Source organism: Niallia laureatilytica, from assembly GCF_046613985.1.
Classification (GTDB): Bacteria; Bacillota; Bacilli; order Bacillales; family Cytobacillaceae; genus Niallia.
This window is the reverse complement of record NZ_JBKKHP010000011.1, coordinates 14,734-32,519: the sequence shown is the minus strand read 5'-3', so window position 1 is coordinate 32,519 and position 17,786 is coordinate 14,734. Positions and strand designations below refer to the sequence as shown.

The window sequence follows — 17,786 nt, the reverse complement described above, 5'->3', positions numbered from 1 at the left end:
CATTTTTAAGTATTACATATTATATAGGTATCTCCATTTATCTATATATAAATTGTACTTGCCCTACTCTTCGGAGTAGGGTATTTTTTTTGCTTGAAAGGGTTTGAATATTCATCTGTTAATGCCTCCTTTTTATTGTCTGCAGAACGAACCGTCTTTTTATCTAATCTTCTTGAATTGTTCACAAATATTTATTTAGAAAGTGGATACCATATGAAGTATAAAGTGAGGTTAAAGGAGGTTGATTTATGGGAATTTTAAGCGGTAATCCAAAAGATGAACCATTGCATTATGGTGAAGTTTTTGATATTTGGTCAACAGTATTTGGTGCAAACGGGATGATTGCAAGTTATCAGATTATGAAGAATCATACTGGTGATAGTGACTTACAAGAGTTGTTGGATGAAGCAGTCAACCTGTGTAAAAAGCAAAAAGAACAATTGGAAAACATTTTGAAAGAAAACGGGATTGCCTTGCCGCCAAGCATGCCTGAACAGCCAGAGGCATGTTTAGAGGATATTCCTGCAGGTGCAAGACTACCTGATCCAGCAGTTGCAAGTGCATTATCTCTTGATACCGCGGCAGGACTTGTTTTAATGAGTCAAATCATGGCCAAAGCAATCAGAGAAGATGTGGGAATGATGTATGAACAATTTCATACACAAAAAGCTGCACTTGCCACAAAAATGCTGCGCTTGAATAAAGAAAAAGGCTGGATAATACCTCCTCCGTTGCATTTAAACAAATCAGGTGATTACTAAACAACAAAACTGTTCACTCACTAAACAGGCATTGATCCAAGAAGGATTAATGCTTCTTTATACTCTGGTGCTAAACAGGGCAGTTTTGTTTAATTACATTTATTCACAACTATACTAAAGTAGTTTTTAAACTTATTATTGCAATAAACGTATCGTTGCTTATGTAGCCCCTTTTTTTGTGAACATATGGAGCAAATAGTATTTTGAAAAAGAAAAACAAAGGCAGGATAAATAATGAAGATAAATAATTAATTAGCCTTTAGCAATGTCTTTTATTAACATATTATATATTGATTCCATCACTCAATTGTATTCGGAGACAACCTTGGTGGGGGTGTCCCCTACATAAGGAAAAGAGGTATACCCAGTAACTAAGAGTTAGGAGAAGCTTGACCAGATACTTTTACGAAGTTTTTTAGAACAAGTATCGAAAACAAAACTTATTGAATAATATATTGAGACTATTTAGTCTTAAGCTTTCCTTTAATGAAGAATCAAAAAAGAACTCTATAGATGCAGTAGAGTTCTTTTTTTGACTTCTCCTAAGAGCAACCTTTTGGCACACCTTACCCTATAATGGGTTTGGAGAAAATTGAAAAAATGACTTGTGACTTCCACATCACACTATAGTCTATTCATTTATTTAATTTTTTTGAACGGCACTTGTCCAAATGGCGTATTTTTGTGAGGTAGTCTGTGAAAAAGATAAGTGCTTTCTGTAATAAACAAAGAAAATCCTGAATACGTCACTAAATGGCCAGTTTCATGAAAGACGGAATTGCAAAAAAACTTTGTGGGATTTTGTAAATAATCAAAGAGATTGTCTAAGTCTACTTGATTTCTTTATCTGGAAAATTTTATTTGTCTTATTAGATCCTTTCCTTGATAATTAATAGGAAATGGAGATGTAATATGGGAAAAGAAATTAAAATTAATATTAAGTTTTTTGATTTGGACTTAAATAAAGAAATTTATTTTACAGAAGAAATACTTTTGGCTGCTAATCCCCTATTAACTCCACAATTAATAATTAAAGATGGAACTAACTTGAATGGGTTACTATTAACCTTCAAAAGTGTAGTAAAAAGAATAGTTGGAATAAAGGTTGAATTCGAAGATAAATTCTCTAGAGAAGAACGAACTATTACGATTAAGATAAAAAAAGAGCCATACTAAAGGATCTGAAAATATTTTAAGGAAAGTGCTCATAATTTTGGGTGCTTTTTATTCTAAAGAAGAAGGGTTGCTCACCCAATCTTTGGCATGGAATGAAGTGAGCAACAAAGGTGATGTAGAAAAATCAGCTCTACAGAATTTAAATTGTCCAGTAACATAAAAATTTATTCATAATATTTACTAATGAGTTTTCCTTATGATATGTCGTTATTTGACGAGCAATAATGTTTGTCCATTTATTTCCTTTCTCTAATAATTAAGGGGAGGGGAGGTAAAGGAGATAAATACTAAAATTCATATAGAAATGTTGTGTAAGGATATATTAAAAAAACATAATCTGGACAATATTATTTTAGAGGAATTTAATGATCCAACTTATGTTATGTCTTATAACCATCGTTATAAAACAATTAGATTTAACAGTTATACTTTATTCAAGGATTATAAGAATACGAGTTACGGATTAAGTTTCGATGAATACATAGTTATTATTATGTATCATGAAATAGGTCATGCGTTAGATGGCAGTATGGACTTAATAATGCAAAGAATTGCTGTACACGAAGAAACTATTATTAATAACATCGGAGCTGGAAATGATTATAGTTATCAAAGGCAGCAAATAATTGATGACTATATGACATTAGAAATAAATGCTTGGAAAATTGCAGAAGCTCTAATAGCTGAAGTTTATTTAATGACTGAGTTTCATAATATAAAGAATGATTCACTTGAAGAATCTGAAAAGTTTATAAGAGATAAAGTAGGGCGTCTGTAATGACGCCTTTTTATTTTGGAGAAAGGAAGGTTATTAACATTCATTGTTCCGACTTTCCAACAGCAAGGACTAAACCAAATGAAAGGGTGAAGAATATGTCTTTGAGAAACCAAGTATTACAGTTTAGACCAGATAACTAGTTATAGAATAGTGAACTAAGTTTAGATGTTGAATACTATCAGCATTGGCAGTATTAAATAAAAAATTTGGCAGTTAGTGAAAGAAGGATTAAGTAAAACCATCAATGCTAACTATTGATGGTTTTACTTAATCCTATAGATGAGTGATTTTTGTCTAACTAAAAAAATAGAGTTTGTATCAGGATCTATAATTTCTAATAACCCATTTTCATGATCAAAGAAACAAAAGTGTATTTTACTGTTGTATATAACTTTTTGACCGAACGAGATAATACTAATATGGTCTAAATACTTGGCTGTTGACATGACAATATTTTCTTAGCCCCCTTCACTGTATAAAGGGAAGGTGACTAAGAAAAGTCTAATAGAACCCAATATAATATGTGATGTATAGAAACCGTAACATAGTACTTGCCTATAAGTAAATCCCGTTTTACTTATCAACTGATAGAAATTAAACTGAAAAATAGTCTCACATTTAGAATTATTTTTTTATGTTACTAAAGGGGCAGTATAGTTTAAGTTCAATCTTTCGCAAAGTTTCCCGAAATTGATAGTTAAAAGAACCATATATGTAACTCGTTCTTTTACTCTTCCTCTGGATACTTTAATTCATAATTCCTATAGACTTTCCAGAGCTTGGTGTAGGTTAGTTTCATTAATTCCTATAAGGGGCCAATAAAAAAACCGTCGAAGACGGCATTATTTTATTCGAATAATTATATCCTCATATTTTGTTAAGATTATCGCTTTAGTTCTTGGATTTTGGACTTCTAACAAGCCGTTTTCATAGTCAAAAAAAACAAAGTGGATTCTGCTCCTATATATAACTGTCTGACCGAATTCAATATGGCATCATCCTAAAATGGTATTCAAAAAAATAATATTTGATTTATACAGAAAGTGATGTATAGCTGTATGTAATATTATTTTGGAGTAATTCAAGGATAACATAATCCCGATTATGAAGATATGAATATTAAGTAGGAATAAACTTACTGATTTGGTCAGTATGTATGACAAATTTAAGCATCTTAAATAAAAAAGTCTGAATCATTTCATGTATGAAACTACTCCATACTTAGATTAGTTTATGGGAGACTAATTTTAATATCATTAATTCTTTTATACTAAACCTTAATTCTATATACCAAATATTATGGATTGATATTGATATACTTTATTGCTTTATGCAAACTTGAAAATGTAGTTAGATCTTGCGTTTTAATCCCTAATTGCATCATCGTTTGGGCGATTTCTGGACGTATTCCGGAAAGTATTGATTTTACACCTACTAAATTTAATGCATCTATTACTCTAAATAGATGATTTGCTACCATTGTATCAATTATAGGAACCCCTGATAAATCAATAAAAACATGAGATAACCCTAACTTAGAAGCAGATTCTAAAGCCTTCTCCATAAGTTCCTGAGCCCTTTGGGTATCAATATCTCCTATTAATGGTAGAATTCCTATATTTTCTGTAATTTGAATGACCGGTATAGATAACTCCATTGCTGTTATTTCAGCTGCCTTTATTCGTGAAAGAAAATTTTCAGAATAGGATAAACTTAGTAAATGTACAGCTCGATCAACAACCGAATCAAAATTAGAAATTATTTTGTAGAACTCAGAAAGAGACATATGATTTTGGATAGCTTCATTTTTTATAATTTCTCCAATTTCATTACGATAGAATCTAACTTCCTCTACACCTACATCTAGTGGTAAATTTAATTTTATTAACAATTTTACGCCTTCATTACCCCAATGTGTTAAATGTTGATAGGTCATTTCTAAATCATCTGAGATAGATTTTGCAAAAATATCAATTAGGTTTTCTCTCCACTTTTTGAGTTCCTTATCAACTTCCATTGAATAATGATTCAAATCCGTGGTGTATCGTTGTACTGCTAAACTGGATTTTTTGTGTATTATTTCTGTAGTTATTTTTTGTACAACAATATTTGTTGAAATACTCATTAGAAAACCACCTTTGCTAGTTCATATATAATAATTATACCAAAAATCTTATATTCAGAATTCAAACAAATAATAATGGTAGCTTCATCAACTCTGAATCAACTTCTTAATGAGAGATTTAAAAACTACCACTAACGGGGCAGTTTAGCAAATAAGAATCTTTTAGCAATATTTTGCCTCGTAATATTATATAAAGCTTACTTGGTGATGAGATTCATGAAAAGACAAATAAGACTTAGGTATATTATTAGATACAATTTTATAGAGATTGACATTTAATATGATCTGAATAGAAAGGTGAGTTTGAAATTCAGAATAAAATGTATCATTATTTTAACAACATTTTCCTATATGCTTTTTTTCTAAATTTAATCCTCTTTTTGATGCTGCGGCTAGTATTAATTCTAATTCACAATAGTAGTGATTCTTAGGATCAACAGTTTTTAAAATCTTAATTACCACTTCATTATAAAACAGAATTAAAACCTCACTTGGTAAATCATCATAAAAAGACATCCGAAACACCCACTATTCCTACTGTATATACAGGAATAATATCAGCTAAACTAGAGAAAGAAAAGAAATTTTAATTCAATCCCATGAATTTTACATTTGATTACCAATTCATTATTAAATTTGAGATCAATTCCCTTAAAGAAAAGGAATTCCCTTTCTAAAGTCGCTAAAAGGGCAGTATTCCTGTATCAACTGAGAAATATACTTCTTATGTCACAAACAAGACAGGTTAACGTAATAAGAAAATAATCAAATTTTCCTCAAAATATTTAAGGGAGTATATCCTATTAATATTTAATCCATCTTTCTGTAAATAAATAAGAACAAAACCAGTAGTAACAATAACGGGATAATCATGTACCAATAATGATTCCACCATTCCACCAAGTGAATTCACACCTTTCTTCTTCTTACTTTTTCCCAATCCTTAATAATATATAAAAAAAAGGAATATCTCATTTATTAAACATGTTCAAACTTAATCATATATACTGTTATTAAAGTGGCAGCATTCCTGTAATAAATGAAAATAAATTAGGTAAATGTTGGTGAAATAAAAGAATGATATCAAACATTTCAAAAGCGTTAGAAGATGGCCAATTTTTAAGTGATGTGTATCTAAGTCTTGATGGAATAAAAATTAATAATGATGATTTAGAGTTAACTATTCAGGTAACTTATGAAAATAATGATGAAGTACTACAGCTATGGAAAGTGACCTGTACAGATTTTAGGGAGCATCAGTTAAATGTACACTATTTCGAAGAATTTAAGGTATTAGATGATCACGTGTATCTTTGGAAATACAATAATCCTTTAGCGGATTTATTTTTTAAGGGAGTTTGTTATGATATTAATCAAGTGGTAAGAGAGTTGTATATTAATCACTCTAATAAAGTAAAGGGACAGCTACCTATGGAAAAATATCTAAATCTCACTGGAGATTTGGTGGATTTATTACAGCAGGGAGAAGGGTTATTTAGTAAAGGGCCACTTAATATAATCAAGGTACACGAAAAGGTATTGTCTAACAATGGATTTAAGACAACTGTTATAGATTATTCAAACACTGAAAGTGGACCATTTAAGTTGCTTATGTTTGAGGATTCTTTCGTTGTGGCAAAAAGTTTTAAGGCAAAACAAGTGTTTTAAATTTTTATGATTAAATGTTGTGGCTGATCCTACAGGTAAATATACAGAGCTCTACTTATATAACACTGATGGCAGCATTCCTGTAATAAATGATGGGAATCCGTCTTGTGTCACAAATATGGCAGGTTAGTTTAACAAAGATTCCCAAATGCAATATAGAATGTTATTATCTTATTAGAGATGATATAAGGAGAATTATGATGGCAACTATCCTATGACTTTTTAAAAATTTAAAATCCTTATTCCCCAAACGGGAGAAGTGTGTCATTTTTTAAAAGCATTAGGACGTGCTATATAACTGAATACTCATCTCTTTAAGTGCGTCCTCATTAAAAGGAGGATAAACATGAAGCCTTTAAATGGAAAGGTAGCTATAGTAACTGGAGCAAGTCGATCAACTGGTATTGGGGCAGCTATTTGTCTCTCTCTTGCCAAAGCAGGTGCGGATATATTCTTTACGCATTGGTCTAAATTTGATGAGAAAGAGGGCAATGGATTAGAAGTCGGTTTCCCAACCATTCTAAGTGAAAAGATAAAAAGTTTTGGGGTAAGATCAGAACATATACCATTAGATTTGAGCTTAGATGAATCTCCAACAAAACTGTTAGAAGTAGTTGAAGAAACTCTTGGAACGGCTTGTATTTTAGTTAATAATGCAACCTATGAATCTCCATCAAATTTTCGTAACTTGAATACAAAAATGTTAGATAAACATTATAAAGTAAATAATAGCGGTACACTTATGTTATCTGTTGAGTTTGCTAAAAGATATGAAAAAGTATTTGTGAATAAAAAAGATGGTCGAATAATAAATCTTGTTTCTGGTGGGCCAGATCCCAATAATTTAGCGTACATTGCCACTAAAGGAATGATTATTGCGATAACAGAGCCATTATCCGTAGCACTTGCACCTATTGGAATTACGGTTAATTCCATTAATCCCGGACCAACTGATTCTGGATGGATTAATGAAGATATAAAGGATTATTTACTACCTCAGTTTCCTACTGGCCGTATAGGGAAGCCTGAAGACGCAGCAAAAGTAATAACATTTCTAGCCAGTGATGATTCTTATTGGCTAACAGGCCAAACAATTAGGTGTGAAGGTGGATTTTTAGGTAAATAGTTTTACTAAGAAAGGGACTACTACGGTAGTTCCTTTCTTTATGGGATTCTTTTGAAACTATAAAGGCAGGTTAGCTAAAGAAGAATAATTCATCGAATAAATAATGATAATATATCTGATATTGTTGTTTAAAGAAATGAGGTGTTCCTCTTGGTGAAGCTATTTATAGTGACAGTTATATTAGTGCTTTTAGTTGCCCTAAAAATGCCCAGAAGAAGAACTAGGCACGAATTACTAGCTACAATACAGTTTGCATTATTAATGAATTTTGTAACTGATTTATATCTTGATTTAAAGTACAAATTGTATTGGTATTTTGATAAAGAACAAATAGAGTGGTCGTACCTAGCTGTAGCCCTAGGTGAGCTTGCTGTATTAGTAATTTTTTTTAATTATTTTCCCCTGAAATCAAATGCCATTAAGAAATTTATATATATCTTGGGATGGACATGCATTCTTGTACTGCTTGAGTTGTATGCAGTTTATATTAAAGTTTTACATTATGGTGAATGGAATATAATCTATTCGGCGGTGGTTTACTTTATTTCAATGTACATCCTTTATTTCATATTGGAATACACGGCGGATAGAAGAGAAACTCAGTAATAAAGTCGCAATTTCTTCTTAAATTAACTGGGGCATTAATCCAAGAAGGACTAATGTTCCTTTTTTGTTTTGGCACTAACGAGGGAGGATAGTGCAAGAAGGATAATTCAAAGTAACCTAGAATAAGTATTTAGATTGAAGGATTTAAAATATTAATAAAGGAAGTAGTCAAATGAATAACAGGGTTAAAGAATTTTGGAATCAATTTTGTATAGACACCCAAAAAGAAGGGGTTCAATATATAGATGCTTTCCGTTTTGGTGCTTCTGCTGATTGGTTAGCAGAATTAGTTGTTAATGGAAAAAAGACAGCTACAACTTCCGGTTTCGTGTTTTATGAAAAAGAAAAAGAAGATATTCCTAAAGTTGGTGAACATTATATTGTTTTAAATGGTAAGGAAAATCCAGTTGCTGTTATTGAAATTGAATCTGTTCAAATTGTTCCAATGAATGAGGTAACCGAGGAATTTGCTTTAGCCGAGGGTGAAGGTGATTATCAATTTTGGTGGGATGCTCACCGGAAGTTCTTTACAGAATTATTAAAAGAATATGATATAGCATTTACACCCAATATGTTAGTTGTGTGTGAACGATTTAAAAAAGTATATCCTAAATAAGCAAATCAAATGATAAAGAATAATAATAACATTTGATTTAATAGTTGTACCCTATTCCTAAAAACAAGTTGAATATAGCCAACTTGTTTTTTTATTTTAAAAGTTTATCATCCTTGTTATAAATATTTTTTCTTGTACCACAAACAGGGAAGCATTCCTGTGAAAAATGAAAACATAGCTTATGGAAGAAACGTGGCAGCATTCCTGTAATAAATGAAAACTTGCTTATGGTAGAAACAGGGCAGGTTAATTAAAGAAGATTTAGAAAACCGAACTAAATTAAAACAGGATATTCTAACTTGAAAATTGAAATTCATTTAATAATCCGTCTTAGAGACGTTTTTTTTATTTAGGAAAAAATTAAAAATAATTGTAACTTTTAACCAAGTTCAAACGATTTATATTTGTATAAAAAAGGGGGGAGATTGTGTTTAATAATGACAAAACCGAAGATGAAATAATAGAAATTTATAAACTTTATTATTTGGATGTATACCGATATCTAATTTGTTTTACAGGGAATCACAATGATACAGAAGATTTAACACAAGAAGTGTTTATTCGGGTTCTCAAAAATCTCGCGGATAAAAATCGAATTCATCACTTAAAAGCTTGGATACTTTCTATTGCAAGACATACGGCAATTGATCATTATCGAAAAAAACGTTGGCAAGTATTGATTAATGAAAAGATTTTAAGAAACGTAGCAAGTGGACATCAGCCAATAGACATTTTAGAGTTAGACGAATTAAAAAAAGGTATTCATGCAGGAATTGCTAAATTAAAACCCCATTTTAGGTCAGTTGTAATACTTAGAGCGATTAATGAATGTTCAATAAAGGAAACTGCTGATATTCTTCAATGTAGTGAATCGAAGGTGAAGGTTGATTATCACAGAGCATTAAAAGAACTAAAAAAGATTTTAAATCCAATATCAATGGAGGTGCTAAGTAATGCAAGATGACAGGGAATTAACTGAATTAATTAAAAAATCTTTTTCACTTAATCCAAGGGAAGAGTTTGTTTTAGAAACAGAAAATTTATTAAGAGAAAAAGCAAGAAGGTTAGTAAGAAAGAAGACATATAGTCGATGGATTATTTCAGTAAGTGCATTGCTTGCTTGTTTGTTTGTTTTCACTTATGTAATCCAAAAAGGTGAAGAACCGTTAATAAACTTATCTACTTCTACCCCTAACATTGAAAATAATATATCTTCATTTTCTAACAATAGTAAAGAACCACTTGTTTATATTTATCATACTCATAATGATGAATCCTTTATCCCCGAATTGAAAACTGTGAATCCAAAAGGGAAATTCGATCAGGAGAATAGCTATGACGAAAATATCAATATTACATTAGTCGGACAAAGATTAAGTAAGGCTCTTAAAAATAGACATATTAATAATATTGTTGATACAACCAATAATATGAAGTTAGTTGAACAACGTGGATTGTCTAGAAAAGATGCTTATAACGTATCCAGAGAAAAATTAGAAGAAACTTTAACTAGATATAATAATATACAAATGGTTTTTGACCTCCACAGAGATACTACACTAAAAAGAAATACCACTGTAGAGATAAACGGTAATAGTTATTCAAAGCTTGCATTTGTTGTAAATCAAGAAGATGAAAAGTATAAGGAGAATATGGAATTTGCAAGAGAATTCCATGAAAAAGTACAAGAATTGTATCCTGGACTTTCTCGAGGAATATTTGGTAAGTCCACAGAGATGACAAGTGATTATAACCAAGATCTTTTAAGCCAGTCCGTTATTATTGAAATTGGTGGGATAGAGAATTCATTAGAAGAGGGATACAATACTGTTGATGCGTTAGCAGAAATTATTGAAATGTTATTGAAGGAAAACAGATAAATGTTGGAATTTCACTTTGCTGCCATTGGCAGCATTTTTTGTTACAAGGCAAAACTTTGTGAAGTATTACACTTAAACTATAGGGGGCAATAGTTAAACAAGAATTACGAAACACAAGGTGTTTTCGTGTTTCTTTTTTTTAGTAAAATCAACAGTGAAGTTCTGCGAACCGTGAAAATTTATAGTAAAATGTAATAAAAGAATCAATATGCAATGTTATCAATCAACTGCATGAGCCTTTTAGAACGTTTAATGACGTTTTAAGAGGCTTTTTATATTCCTAAAGGTTTTGAACTTTTATAATTTCACTGCCTAAGTTTAGGGCGAATAAGCTTCACAAAAAACAGTAAAACATACAATACCTTTAGAGATTTATTTAAAATAAGGTGGCGATGTTTCAAATGTATCAAAATATAAATGATGATCGACAATTTCTAAACTTTTTATTACCATCATTTCCAGGCCCATCAGGTCCACCTGGTTTCCCGGGACCTGGGTTTGGAGGTCCATCAGGTCTACCACCATTACAACCTTCACAAGCTCCAACAGCTCCTCCTCCACCATTTATTCCTCAACAAGCAGCTGCTTCACCATTTGCTGTGGATCCTGGAGCAATAAGATTTTGCCTGTTTCGTAATACTTTTATTTGGCTAAGTAATGGTACAGGATTTTGGTTTTATCCCGTATTCGTAGGTCCAAGATCTGTTGCTGGTTTCAGATGGAATGGAAGGACTTGGGTGATTTTTGGTATTGACACAAGAAGAATTATTTCATTTACATGTTACTAAATACATTTAGGGTGATGCTTTCATTAGAGCATCGCCCTTTTACTTAGTTAAGAATGAATTGGCATTTAGATTAAAGAATCTGTTTATTGAGGGAGCAACTTAATCAAGGATTTAATATTTACTTAGTCATTATGCATAAATAGCTTCCTACCAACAAGATTTGATTTCATTTTTTAAAGAAGACGGGAATAAAAAAGCAGAGAATGGAGGAATAAAAGTGATACAAGTAATGGGTAAATCCTTTGAATTCCAAGGGAATTTGGAATTGGATCAAGTTGAAAAAAATATACTGCAATATATGCAAGAAGATCATATCGTATATTCTTATATTTCTTCGAGAGAATTACTTTTTGAAATTAAATTACGGAAAAATATTATTAAAAGTGCAAAAGAAATGAATGAAACCAAGCCTGAATTTACTATTTTTGAGCAAGCTCGATGTAACCGGAATTACTGGCAATTAACTAAGGCTGGTGGTTTTTTGTTAAGAAAGGATGTAAGGCCTTCTGATGCAATTATGGACATTTTTAAGAACAGTTCGCTGTATGCGTTTGAATGTGCAACAGCTTCTGTGATTATCTATTACTATGCTACGTTAAAGACCATTGGACATCATTTATTTAATGCACATTTTCAAGAACTTTATCTATATAGCTGGCATACAGATACAGATCTTGGTCTAGTTACGTTTTATTCAGATGGTTTTTTACCTGGTGACGTTGTTTATTTTGATAATCCTGACTATAATTCACAAACACCATGGTTTAGAGGGGTAAATGCCATACTTTTAGATGATTGGAGATATTTCGGACATGGATTTTCCATTAAGACAGATGAAGAAATTGTTCAGGTTCTAAATAAAAAGAGAATGGAAGGGAGTAAACAGTCCGCAGTCCTGACAAGTTTGTTGACAAGACCTTCTTTTTCCCGTTTATCAGCATTAACAAACAGACAACAGACTAGCAGTGATTTCAAAATAAAACAACATGTCGTGCACCATAACCGGAGTTCCATATCATTACTAAATTATTATAATTATATAATTTCATTGGGATATCAGTTCTTCTAAGATAAAATAAGCATAAGCAAATTATACGATAAATTGCATTTTTAATTACCGGGTAAAAACCCAATTTTCAGTAGACGGGCTCCATTTTCATATTTGAGCGTATCATGTAGTGATAAGCTTACTTAAAAAGAAAGGATGTTTAAATATGTATGCAAACGTGAACGCACCTCCAACTGTAGGAGCAAATGTTCCTCCTCAACCGACTACGGCCCCTACTTTTGTTCAATCATTCCCATCCTATACGGCTCCAGCTTACAGTTATGCCTGTCCAACATATCAAAATAATAACTTTATCTTAATTGTCGTGTTATTTATTTTATTAATCATTGTTGGAGCATGTATCTGTTAAATATTTTTTCTGCTTAGGTAGAAAAAATATAGCACATTTGGTGGTATTAAAGATACGGTAACAATGAGATTTACAATTACAATGCAAGAGAATATAGAAAGTCCCCCTAGCAATGTCGTGGCAAAGCTGTAATAAAAAACGTAAGAGATAAAGTGGGGGAGTGCATTCCTTTTTTTAAAGGGGAGTGCTTTTCTTTGTATGCGAATAGGTAGATTGTTGAAAAGGCAGTTTACATATTCTATTTTTAAAAAAAGCTTACTGATTAAGAAATTCTGGCTGATCTTATAATTCGATAGGGGCGTTAGTTGAAGAAAACAAATAATATAGAATTTACGCATCCATAGTTATAGTGAATAAAAAATTAAACTATTAAAGAAATTCTATAATCTATATATTTTTAAGAATATATATAAAGTACCGCTTCATGGTTTGCGGTAGGTATTGGTGTAGCCGCTGCCTTAGGTTTGTTCGGAAATAAATAGAAAAAGAAAAAAACATTAACAATTGCACTCAGAATAGGAGTGCTTTTTCTATGACATTACAAGATAGTTGTAATGAAACTTCATATTGGTAATAATGGAACAAAAAGGGGATGGAGGAGAGTAGAAGTGGAAAATACACTTTTATTGGTTACAGGAACATCTTTTACATTAAATTTTTTAATTTATATACAAAATATCTATCTCAATCAAAATCAAACAGATGAAGAAATAAGATTCCCTTATTCATCAACAGAAATAGCCTTTAAAGAGGATTTTCCCAAGCAATATGAACAATTATGGAAGGCTATTACAGAAAAGGTCAAACTAGATAATAGCTATATATATGAACTATCCAATGAAGATAAAAAATTATTTTACGATAGATTATTGGAGGGTAAGACAGAGGCCCCCGAATGTTTTAATCAGATTTATAAAAGCTTTCAAGCATGGTGGAACAGCTTGGCAGGATCTTTTTCACTGGAAAGATCCATTGATTCATCAACGATTGGAAAATTATATGAGGATTTATCTAATTTACTGAAAGAAAGGGGAAAAACTCCACAAAACTCATTGTACATTAGTTTAATTTATGACAAATGTTTATTAGCTAATAGTCCGTCCTCTCCTTCTTTTGCAGTTTTAGCTATTGAGGAATTTTTTATTAGATACAGAGAATTAGTTCCCAAATTAGAAAAATCCTTTTAATGCGTTTTTTTTTCAGTAAATGGATTAAACTACTAGCGGCATTAATCATCAGGTTGATGCCTTTTGGGTTTTCCATTTAGAGAAATGATCGATGGTTTTAAATACTAAATGACATGAACCATAATTTTTGTGATGTACTCTTCTTCTCGATTTTTGACCACATTATCATATATATATTCCTCAAAAACATACTCTCCTAAGGTTAAATTTAAACGATTCATTTCAGCAAAAATACGCGTATATGTTTTATCGATGTCTTTTTCTAAACCGATGTGGTAGCCGATTAAATAATAACCCTTTAAAGATGGATAGAATGTGTAGCTGTCTTTTTGTTTCGGTTGCTCCATATATAAATAAGTATAGTTAGTGTACTCTCCTTTTAGTACTTCCTCACGCATAGTCATACCGCCGATTGGATAGCCTGTATCTAGTTCTTTCACATATAGTTCGGTAATAAAATCAGACACAGCCTCCACAAATTCTTCATCAGGTATGTCTTTTATATTCCTGCTTAAATACAGGTTAGCTACAGAAATTTGTTCTAGTGATATTTGCTCAAAGTTGAGGCTTGAGGCTTGTTCCATTAGCTTAATTTTTGCTTCGATAATCTGCTCGTTTTTCTCTAATTCCTTCCTTTTTTGTATCAATAAATCTTTTTGTTGATACATTAGTGATAAAAATTCTTCTGGTGATTTATTCTGCGTATATTGTTGGATATCGTTTAATGACATTCCTAAATCTTTTAATAAATCAATTACAATAAATAACTCTAATTGGCGAATAGAATAGTAACGATAGCCCTTAGAGTCTTTTATAACAGGTGATAAAAGGCCAATTTGATCATAATAAATTACTGTTTGCTTATTAACTTTACATAGTTTGGCAAACTCGCCAGTAGTGAAATATTTTGAATTTTCATGTTCCATATTTTTGAATCTCCTTCTTGACTATATAGTTACTATATACATTAAGATGATTTCAAAATCAATCATTATGTAGTCCACATTTAAGGAGGGAGATGTCTATATGAAAACTATTGAGATTAGGCCAGTAACCAAAGCAAATGCTTCAGAAGTTCTAGCCTTAAAAGTCAATGAAAGCCAGAGGCACTATATTGAAACAACCGAACAGTGTTTAGAAGACGCAAAAAATTGCGTTTACTACAAGCCTGTCGGTCTTTATAAGGAAGGTGTTTTAGTTGGTTTTGCCATGTACGGATGGTTTCCTGAATATGATGAAAATCATAAAAAGGGAAAAGTATGGCTAGATCGGTATTTAATTGATGAAAGATTTCAAGGCCAAGGTCTAGGCAGTATATTTTTAAAAACGCTAATCAGCAAGTTAATTAATGAATTCGCATGCACAAAGATTTTTTTAAGTATTTATGATACTAACATACATGCTTTAAGCCTTTATAAGCGCTATGGTTTCACCTTTAATGGAGAATTGGATTTTAACGGAGAAAAAGTGATGGAATTAATCGTATAGCTTTTTATGTATCATTTTAGACCAGAAAAAAAGGAGCAATAAGCAAATGCATTTTAAAATCGAAGCTATTAAAACTACAAAGGAGTTTAATAAAGTGAAAGCATTAATCTCCGAATCATTCCCTAGAAATGAGCAAATTCCATTTTGGTTTCTTCTATGGAAGTCGAAGAAAAACTTCGTAGACCTATTAGGTGTATATGCTGATAATTCGTTAGTAGGTTTTATTTATTTAATTACACATAAAGATTTAACCTTTGTTTTGTATTTTGCTATTGATAATAAGCATAGATCAAAGGGGTTTGGTAGTATGGCAATTAGTAAGTTGAGGGAGTATTGCCCAAATAATCGAATCATGCTTAACATAGAAGCAGTTAAAGAAAATGCAAGTAATTATGAGCAAAGAGTTAAAAGAAAGAAGTTTTATATAAATAATGGGTTTAAAAACGCTAGTCTTATGATAGAAGAGAATAGTAATGATTTATTTGAAGTTTTAGTAAATAACAGCGATGTTACAGTAGCAGAATACGCTAATCTGTTAAAGCGATTTACTGGAAGATTGCTATATCTATTTTTTAAGCCGAAATTTATCCGATAGATTCAACATATCAAAGCTAATGTAAAAATTGGCTTTGATCTTTTTTTATGTCTGAAACCTATTGTTCTATATTTCGTATATGTAAACAAAGCCTATTACGAATAAAGTCTCTTGAACCAAAAGGAGGTAAATCAAAATGAAAAAACTATCGACTATCGGAAAGATAAATTTAATTGCAGGTACGCTATTTGTACTAATGGGGATATTGGCTTTTTTTAGTGGATATTTGCCAGGCAGCTTTTTTGTGGAGATGGAGCCTTTCTTATTTATTCCTATTGGCCTTTCCTTATTATTGTCCGCTTCGTCCTTTCAAAAGGCAGATGGAAATTAACGTATTTTTATAACTTTTGGCTGGTTTTGTCAATGAAGGCTTAACGAGTATAATAAAAGTAGATAAATGTAATACGTATCTAAACTTTGGGGAGCACACTAATGATAACTAATATAAAAGAGTATCTATTATATGATAACTTTAATGAACTTGCCGTTGATATTTTAACCTTGGCAAAAGAGATATTACCAGACAGCTTTCTGTTTTTAAGTGCCATTGTCAATAATGAACAGCATATTTTGAAGACTTCTCCTAATACGGAGCATATTAACATTAGAGAGGGAATATCGCTCCCGCTGAAAGTGGCAGTTTGCAGCAGGATTGATTTTACTAAAGGTATCCCATTAGTCTATGAGGATATAAGTAAGGAATCTAGCCTAGATGATATCAAGGGAATATACTCTAACACGAATGTGAACGCTTATTTAGGTGTGCCGGTAATCTTAAGGGATGGCGAGGTTTTTGGGACTTTATGTGCTGTTCATGAGAAGGCTGCACAGTTTAATGAGAAAAGTATAAAGCTGATTGAAAAAATTGCGAAAATGTTTTCTTATTACTTAGAGCTAGAGCAATTAGCATACAGAGACCATTTAACAGGCAGTTATAATCGGCATTTTCTTGAAAGATATTTTAATGAATTTGCCCATGAGGATGGCGCAATTTTCTTTCTAGATTTAGATTGTTTTAAAGAGATAAATGATAGCCTTGGCCATGATACAGGTGATTTGATATTAAAAGAAGTCGCCCTTAGAATGGAGGCAGTCATGCGGCAGAGGAATATAAATGGAGCGGTATTTCGGTTAGGCGGAGATGAATTTATTATTAACTTAGTTGGAAAATTAAGCGTTCAAGAAATCGAGGAAATAGCAGAGGCTTTTATTGAAAGATTATCGTCCTGGGATTTTCAAATCAAGGAGTTTAACTTATCTGTGAGCATTGGCATTGTTCAATACACAAATACAATGAAACTGACGTTAAATAAACTGCTGAAAAAAGCAGATAATGCTTTATATCGGGCGAAAACTAGTGGGAAAAGTACCTACTGCTTTTTTTGATTTTTGGATGAGATTTATATGTGCAGAACCAGTAGAGCACAAAAAATATCCAAAACTAAGCAAATAAGCAGGGAAATTATTTATTGACTTCTACATTAGTTGTAATTATAATGAAAAACGAAATTCGAATACTAAAATTATTTAGGTCGTGGATTTTTCTAGAGTGAACTCTATTTTCGCCACACAAA

Annotated in this window: 20 protein-coding genes; 17 read left to right on the top strand and 3 right to left on the bottom strand. The window is 31.5% G+C overall.

Annotated elements, in window-relative coordinates:
- Positions 1 to 248 precede the first annotated feature (248 nt).
- The 3 genes from ACLIJJ_RS21300 to ACLIJJ_RS21290 all read left to right on the top strand — a co-directional run bounded on the left by ACLIJJ_RS21300 (position 249) and on the right by ACLIJJ_RS21290 (position 2,715).
- On the top strand, positions 249 to 761 hold the full coding sequence (locus tag ACLIJJ_RS21300) for a DUF3231 family protein (protein ID WP_411411600.1): 513 nt from the start codon (positions 249 to 251) through the stop codon (positions 759 to 761).
- 912 nt (positions 762 to 1,673) lie between these two features.
- On the top strand, positions 1,674 to 1,937 hold the full coding sequence (locus ACLIJJ_RS21295) for a hypothetical protein (RefSeq protein ID WP_411230194.1): 264 nt from the start codon (positions 1,674 to 1,676) through the stop codon (positions 1,935 to 1,937).
- A gap of 304 nt (positions 1,938 to 2,241) precedes the next feature.
- Positions 2,242 to 2,715, top strand: coding sequence for a hypothetical protein (locus ACLIJJ_RS21290; protein WP_411411599.1), 474 nt, complete (start codon positions 2,242 to 2,244; stop codon positions 2,713 to 2,715).
- A 1,297-nt stretch (positions 2,716 to 4,012) separates the two neighbouring features.
- On the opposite strand, the gene ACLIJJ_RS21285 is transcribed toward ACLIJJ_RS21290, so the two are convergent.
- Both ACLIJJ_RS21285 and ACLIJJ_RS21280 read right to left on the bottom strand, forming a co-directional pair.
- Positions 4,013 to 4,840 carry an STAS domain-containing protein gene (locus ACLIJJ_RS21285; protein WP_411411598.1) on the bottom strand — a complete coding sequence of 276 codons (828 nt, stop codon included), beginning with the start codon at positions 4,838 to 4,840 and terminating at the stop codon, positions 4,013 to 4,015.
- 333 nt (positions 4,841 to 5,173) lie between these two features.
- Positions 5,174 to 5,356, bottom strand: a complete 183-nt coding sequence (locus ACLIJJ_RS21280; RefSeq protein WP_411411597.1) for a hypothetical protein — start codon at positions 5,354 to 5,356, stop codon at positions 5,174 to 5,176.
- A gap of 561 nt (positions 5,357 to 5,917) precedes the next feature.
- Between ACLIJJ_RS21280 and ACLIJJ_RS21275 the strand changes: the two genes are divergently transcribed.
- The 10 genes from ACLIJJ_RS21275 to ACLIJJ_RS21230 all read left to right on the top strand — a co-directional run bounded on the left by ACLIJJ_RS21275 (position 5,918) and on the right by ACLIJJ_RS21230 (position 14,129).
- Entirely contained in the window at positions 5,918 to 6,508 is a 591-nt protein-coding gene (locus tag ACLIJJ_RS21275) for a hypothetical protein (RefSeq protein WP_411411596.1), read from the top strand.
- 346 nt (positions 6,509 to 6,854) lie between these two features.
- Entirely contained in the window at positions 6,855 to 7,634 is a 780-nt protein-coding gene (locus ACLIJJ_RS21270) for an SDR family oxidoreductase (protein WP_411411595.1), read from the top strand.
- A gap of 153 nt (positions 7,635 to 7,787) precedes the next feature.
- Complete coding sequence (locus ACLIJJ_RS21265) at positions 7,788 to 8,240, top strand: CBO0543 family protein (RefSeq protein WP_248574499.1); 453 nt, start codon at positions 7,788 to 7,790, stop codon at positions 8,238 to 8,240.
- Positions 8,241 to 8,412: 172 nt separating this feature from the next.
- The gene (locus tag ACLIJJ_RS21260; protein ID WP_237943049.1) at positions 8,413 to 8,856 is read left to right on the top strand and encodes an ASCH domain-containing protein; all 444 of its coding nucleotides are present in this window, start codon (positions 8,413 to 8,415) and stop codon (positions 8,854 to 8,856) included.
- Positions 8,857 to 9,283: 427 nt separating this feature from the next.
- Positions 9,284 to 9,820, top strand: coding sequence for an RNA polymerase sigma factor (locus ACLIJJ_RS21255; protein ID WP_411411594.1), 537 nt, complete (start codon positions 9,284 to 9,286; stop codon positions 9,818 to 9,820).
- Entirely contained in the window at positions 9,810 to 10,736 is a 927-nt protein-coding gene (locus ACLIJJ_RS21250; protein ID WP_411411593.1) for a stage II sporulation protein P, read from the top strand. The genes ACLIJJ_RS21255 and ACLIJJ_RS21250 overlap by 11 nt, the downstream gene beginning before the upstream one ends.
- A gap of 401 nt (positions 10,737 to 11,137) precedes the next feature.
- A complete protein-coding gene (locus tag ACLIJJ_RS21245) occupies positions 11,138 to 11,524 on the top strand; it encodes a collagen-like protein (protein ID WP_411411592.1) in 387 nt (128 codons plus the stop codon).
- A gap of 217 nt (positions 11,525 to 11,741) precedes the next feature.
- Entirely contained in the window at positions 11,742 to 12,593 is an 852-nt protein-coding gene (locus ACLIJJ_RS21240; RefSeq protein WP_411411591.1) for a protein-glutamine gamma-glutamyltransferase, read from the top strand.
- 145 nt (positions 12,594 to 12,738) lie between these two features.
- The gene (locus tag ACLIJJ_RS21235; protein WP_396953853.1) at positions 12,739 to 12,942 is read left to right on the top strand and encodes a YjcZ family sporulation protein; all 204 of its coding nucleotides are present in this window, start codon (positions 12,739 to 12,741) and stop codon (positions 12,940 to 12,942) included.
- A 554-nt stretch (positions 12,943 to 13,496) separates the two neighbouring features.
- The gene (locus ACLIJJ_RS21230; protein WP_267913364.1) at positions 13,497 to 14,129 is read left to right on the top strand and encodes a hypothetical protein; all 633 of its coding nucleotides are present in this window, start codon (positions 13,497 to 13,499) and stop codon (positions 14,127 to 14,129) included.
- 104 nt (positions 14,130 to 14,233) lie between these two features.
- Here ACLIJJ_RS21230 and ACLIJJ_RS21225 read toward each other — a convergent pair whose 3' ends face one another.
- Positions 14,234 to 15,055 carry a MerR family transcriptional regulator gene (locus ACLIJJ_RS21225; RefSeq protein WP_411411590.1) on the bottom strand — a complete coding sequence of 274 codons (822 nt, stop codon included), beginning with the start codon at positions 15,053 to 15,055 and terminating at the stop codon, positions 14,234 to 14,236.
- Positions 15,056 to 15,155: 100 nt separating this feature from the next.
- Between ACLIJJ_RS21225 and ACLIJJ_RS21220 the strand changes: the two genes are divergently transcribed.
- The 4 genes from ACLIJJ_RS21220 to ACLIJJ_RS21205 all read left to right on the top strand — a co-directional run bounded on the left by ACLIJJ_RS21220 (position 15,156) and on the right by ACLIJJ_RS21205 (position 17,598).
- A complete protein-coding gene (locus tag ACLIJJ_RS21220) occupies positions 15,156 to 15,617 on the top strand; it encodes a GNAT family N-acetyltransferase (RefSeq protein ID WP_411229193.1) in 462 nt (153 codons plus the stop codon).
- Between the two features lie 46 nt (positions 15,618 to 15,663).
- Positions 15,664 to 16,212: a GNAT family N-acetyltransferase gene (locus ACLIJJ_RS21215; protein ID WP_233315602.1), complete on the top strand. Its 549-nt coding sequence runs from the start codon at positions 15,664 to 15,666 to the stop codon at positions 16,210 to 16,212.
- 136 nt (positions 16,213 to 16,348) lie between these two features.
- Positions 16,349 to 16,543, top strand: coding sequence for a hypothetical protein (locus ACLIJJ_RS21210; RefSeq protein WP_233315601.1), 195 nt, complete (start codon positions 16,349 to 16,351; stop codon positions 16,541 to 16,543).
- Between the two features lie 101 nt (positions 16,544 to 16,644).
- The gene (locus ACLIJJ_RS21205; RefSeq protein ID WP_233315600.1) at positions 16,645 to 17,598 is read left to right on the top strand and encodes a sensor domain-containing diguanylate cyclase; all 954 of its coding nucleotides are present in this window, start codon (positions 16,645 to 16,647) and stop codon (positions 17,596 to 17,598) included.
- Positions 17,599 to 17,786 lie beyond the last annotated feature (188 nt).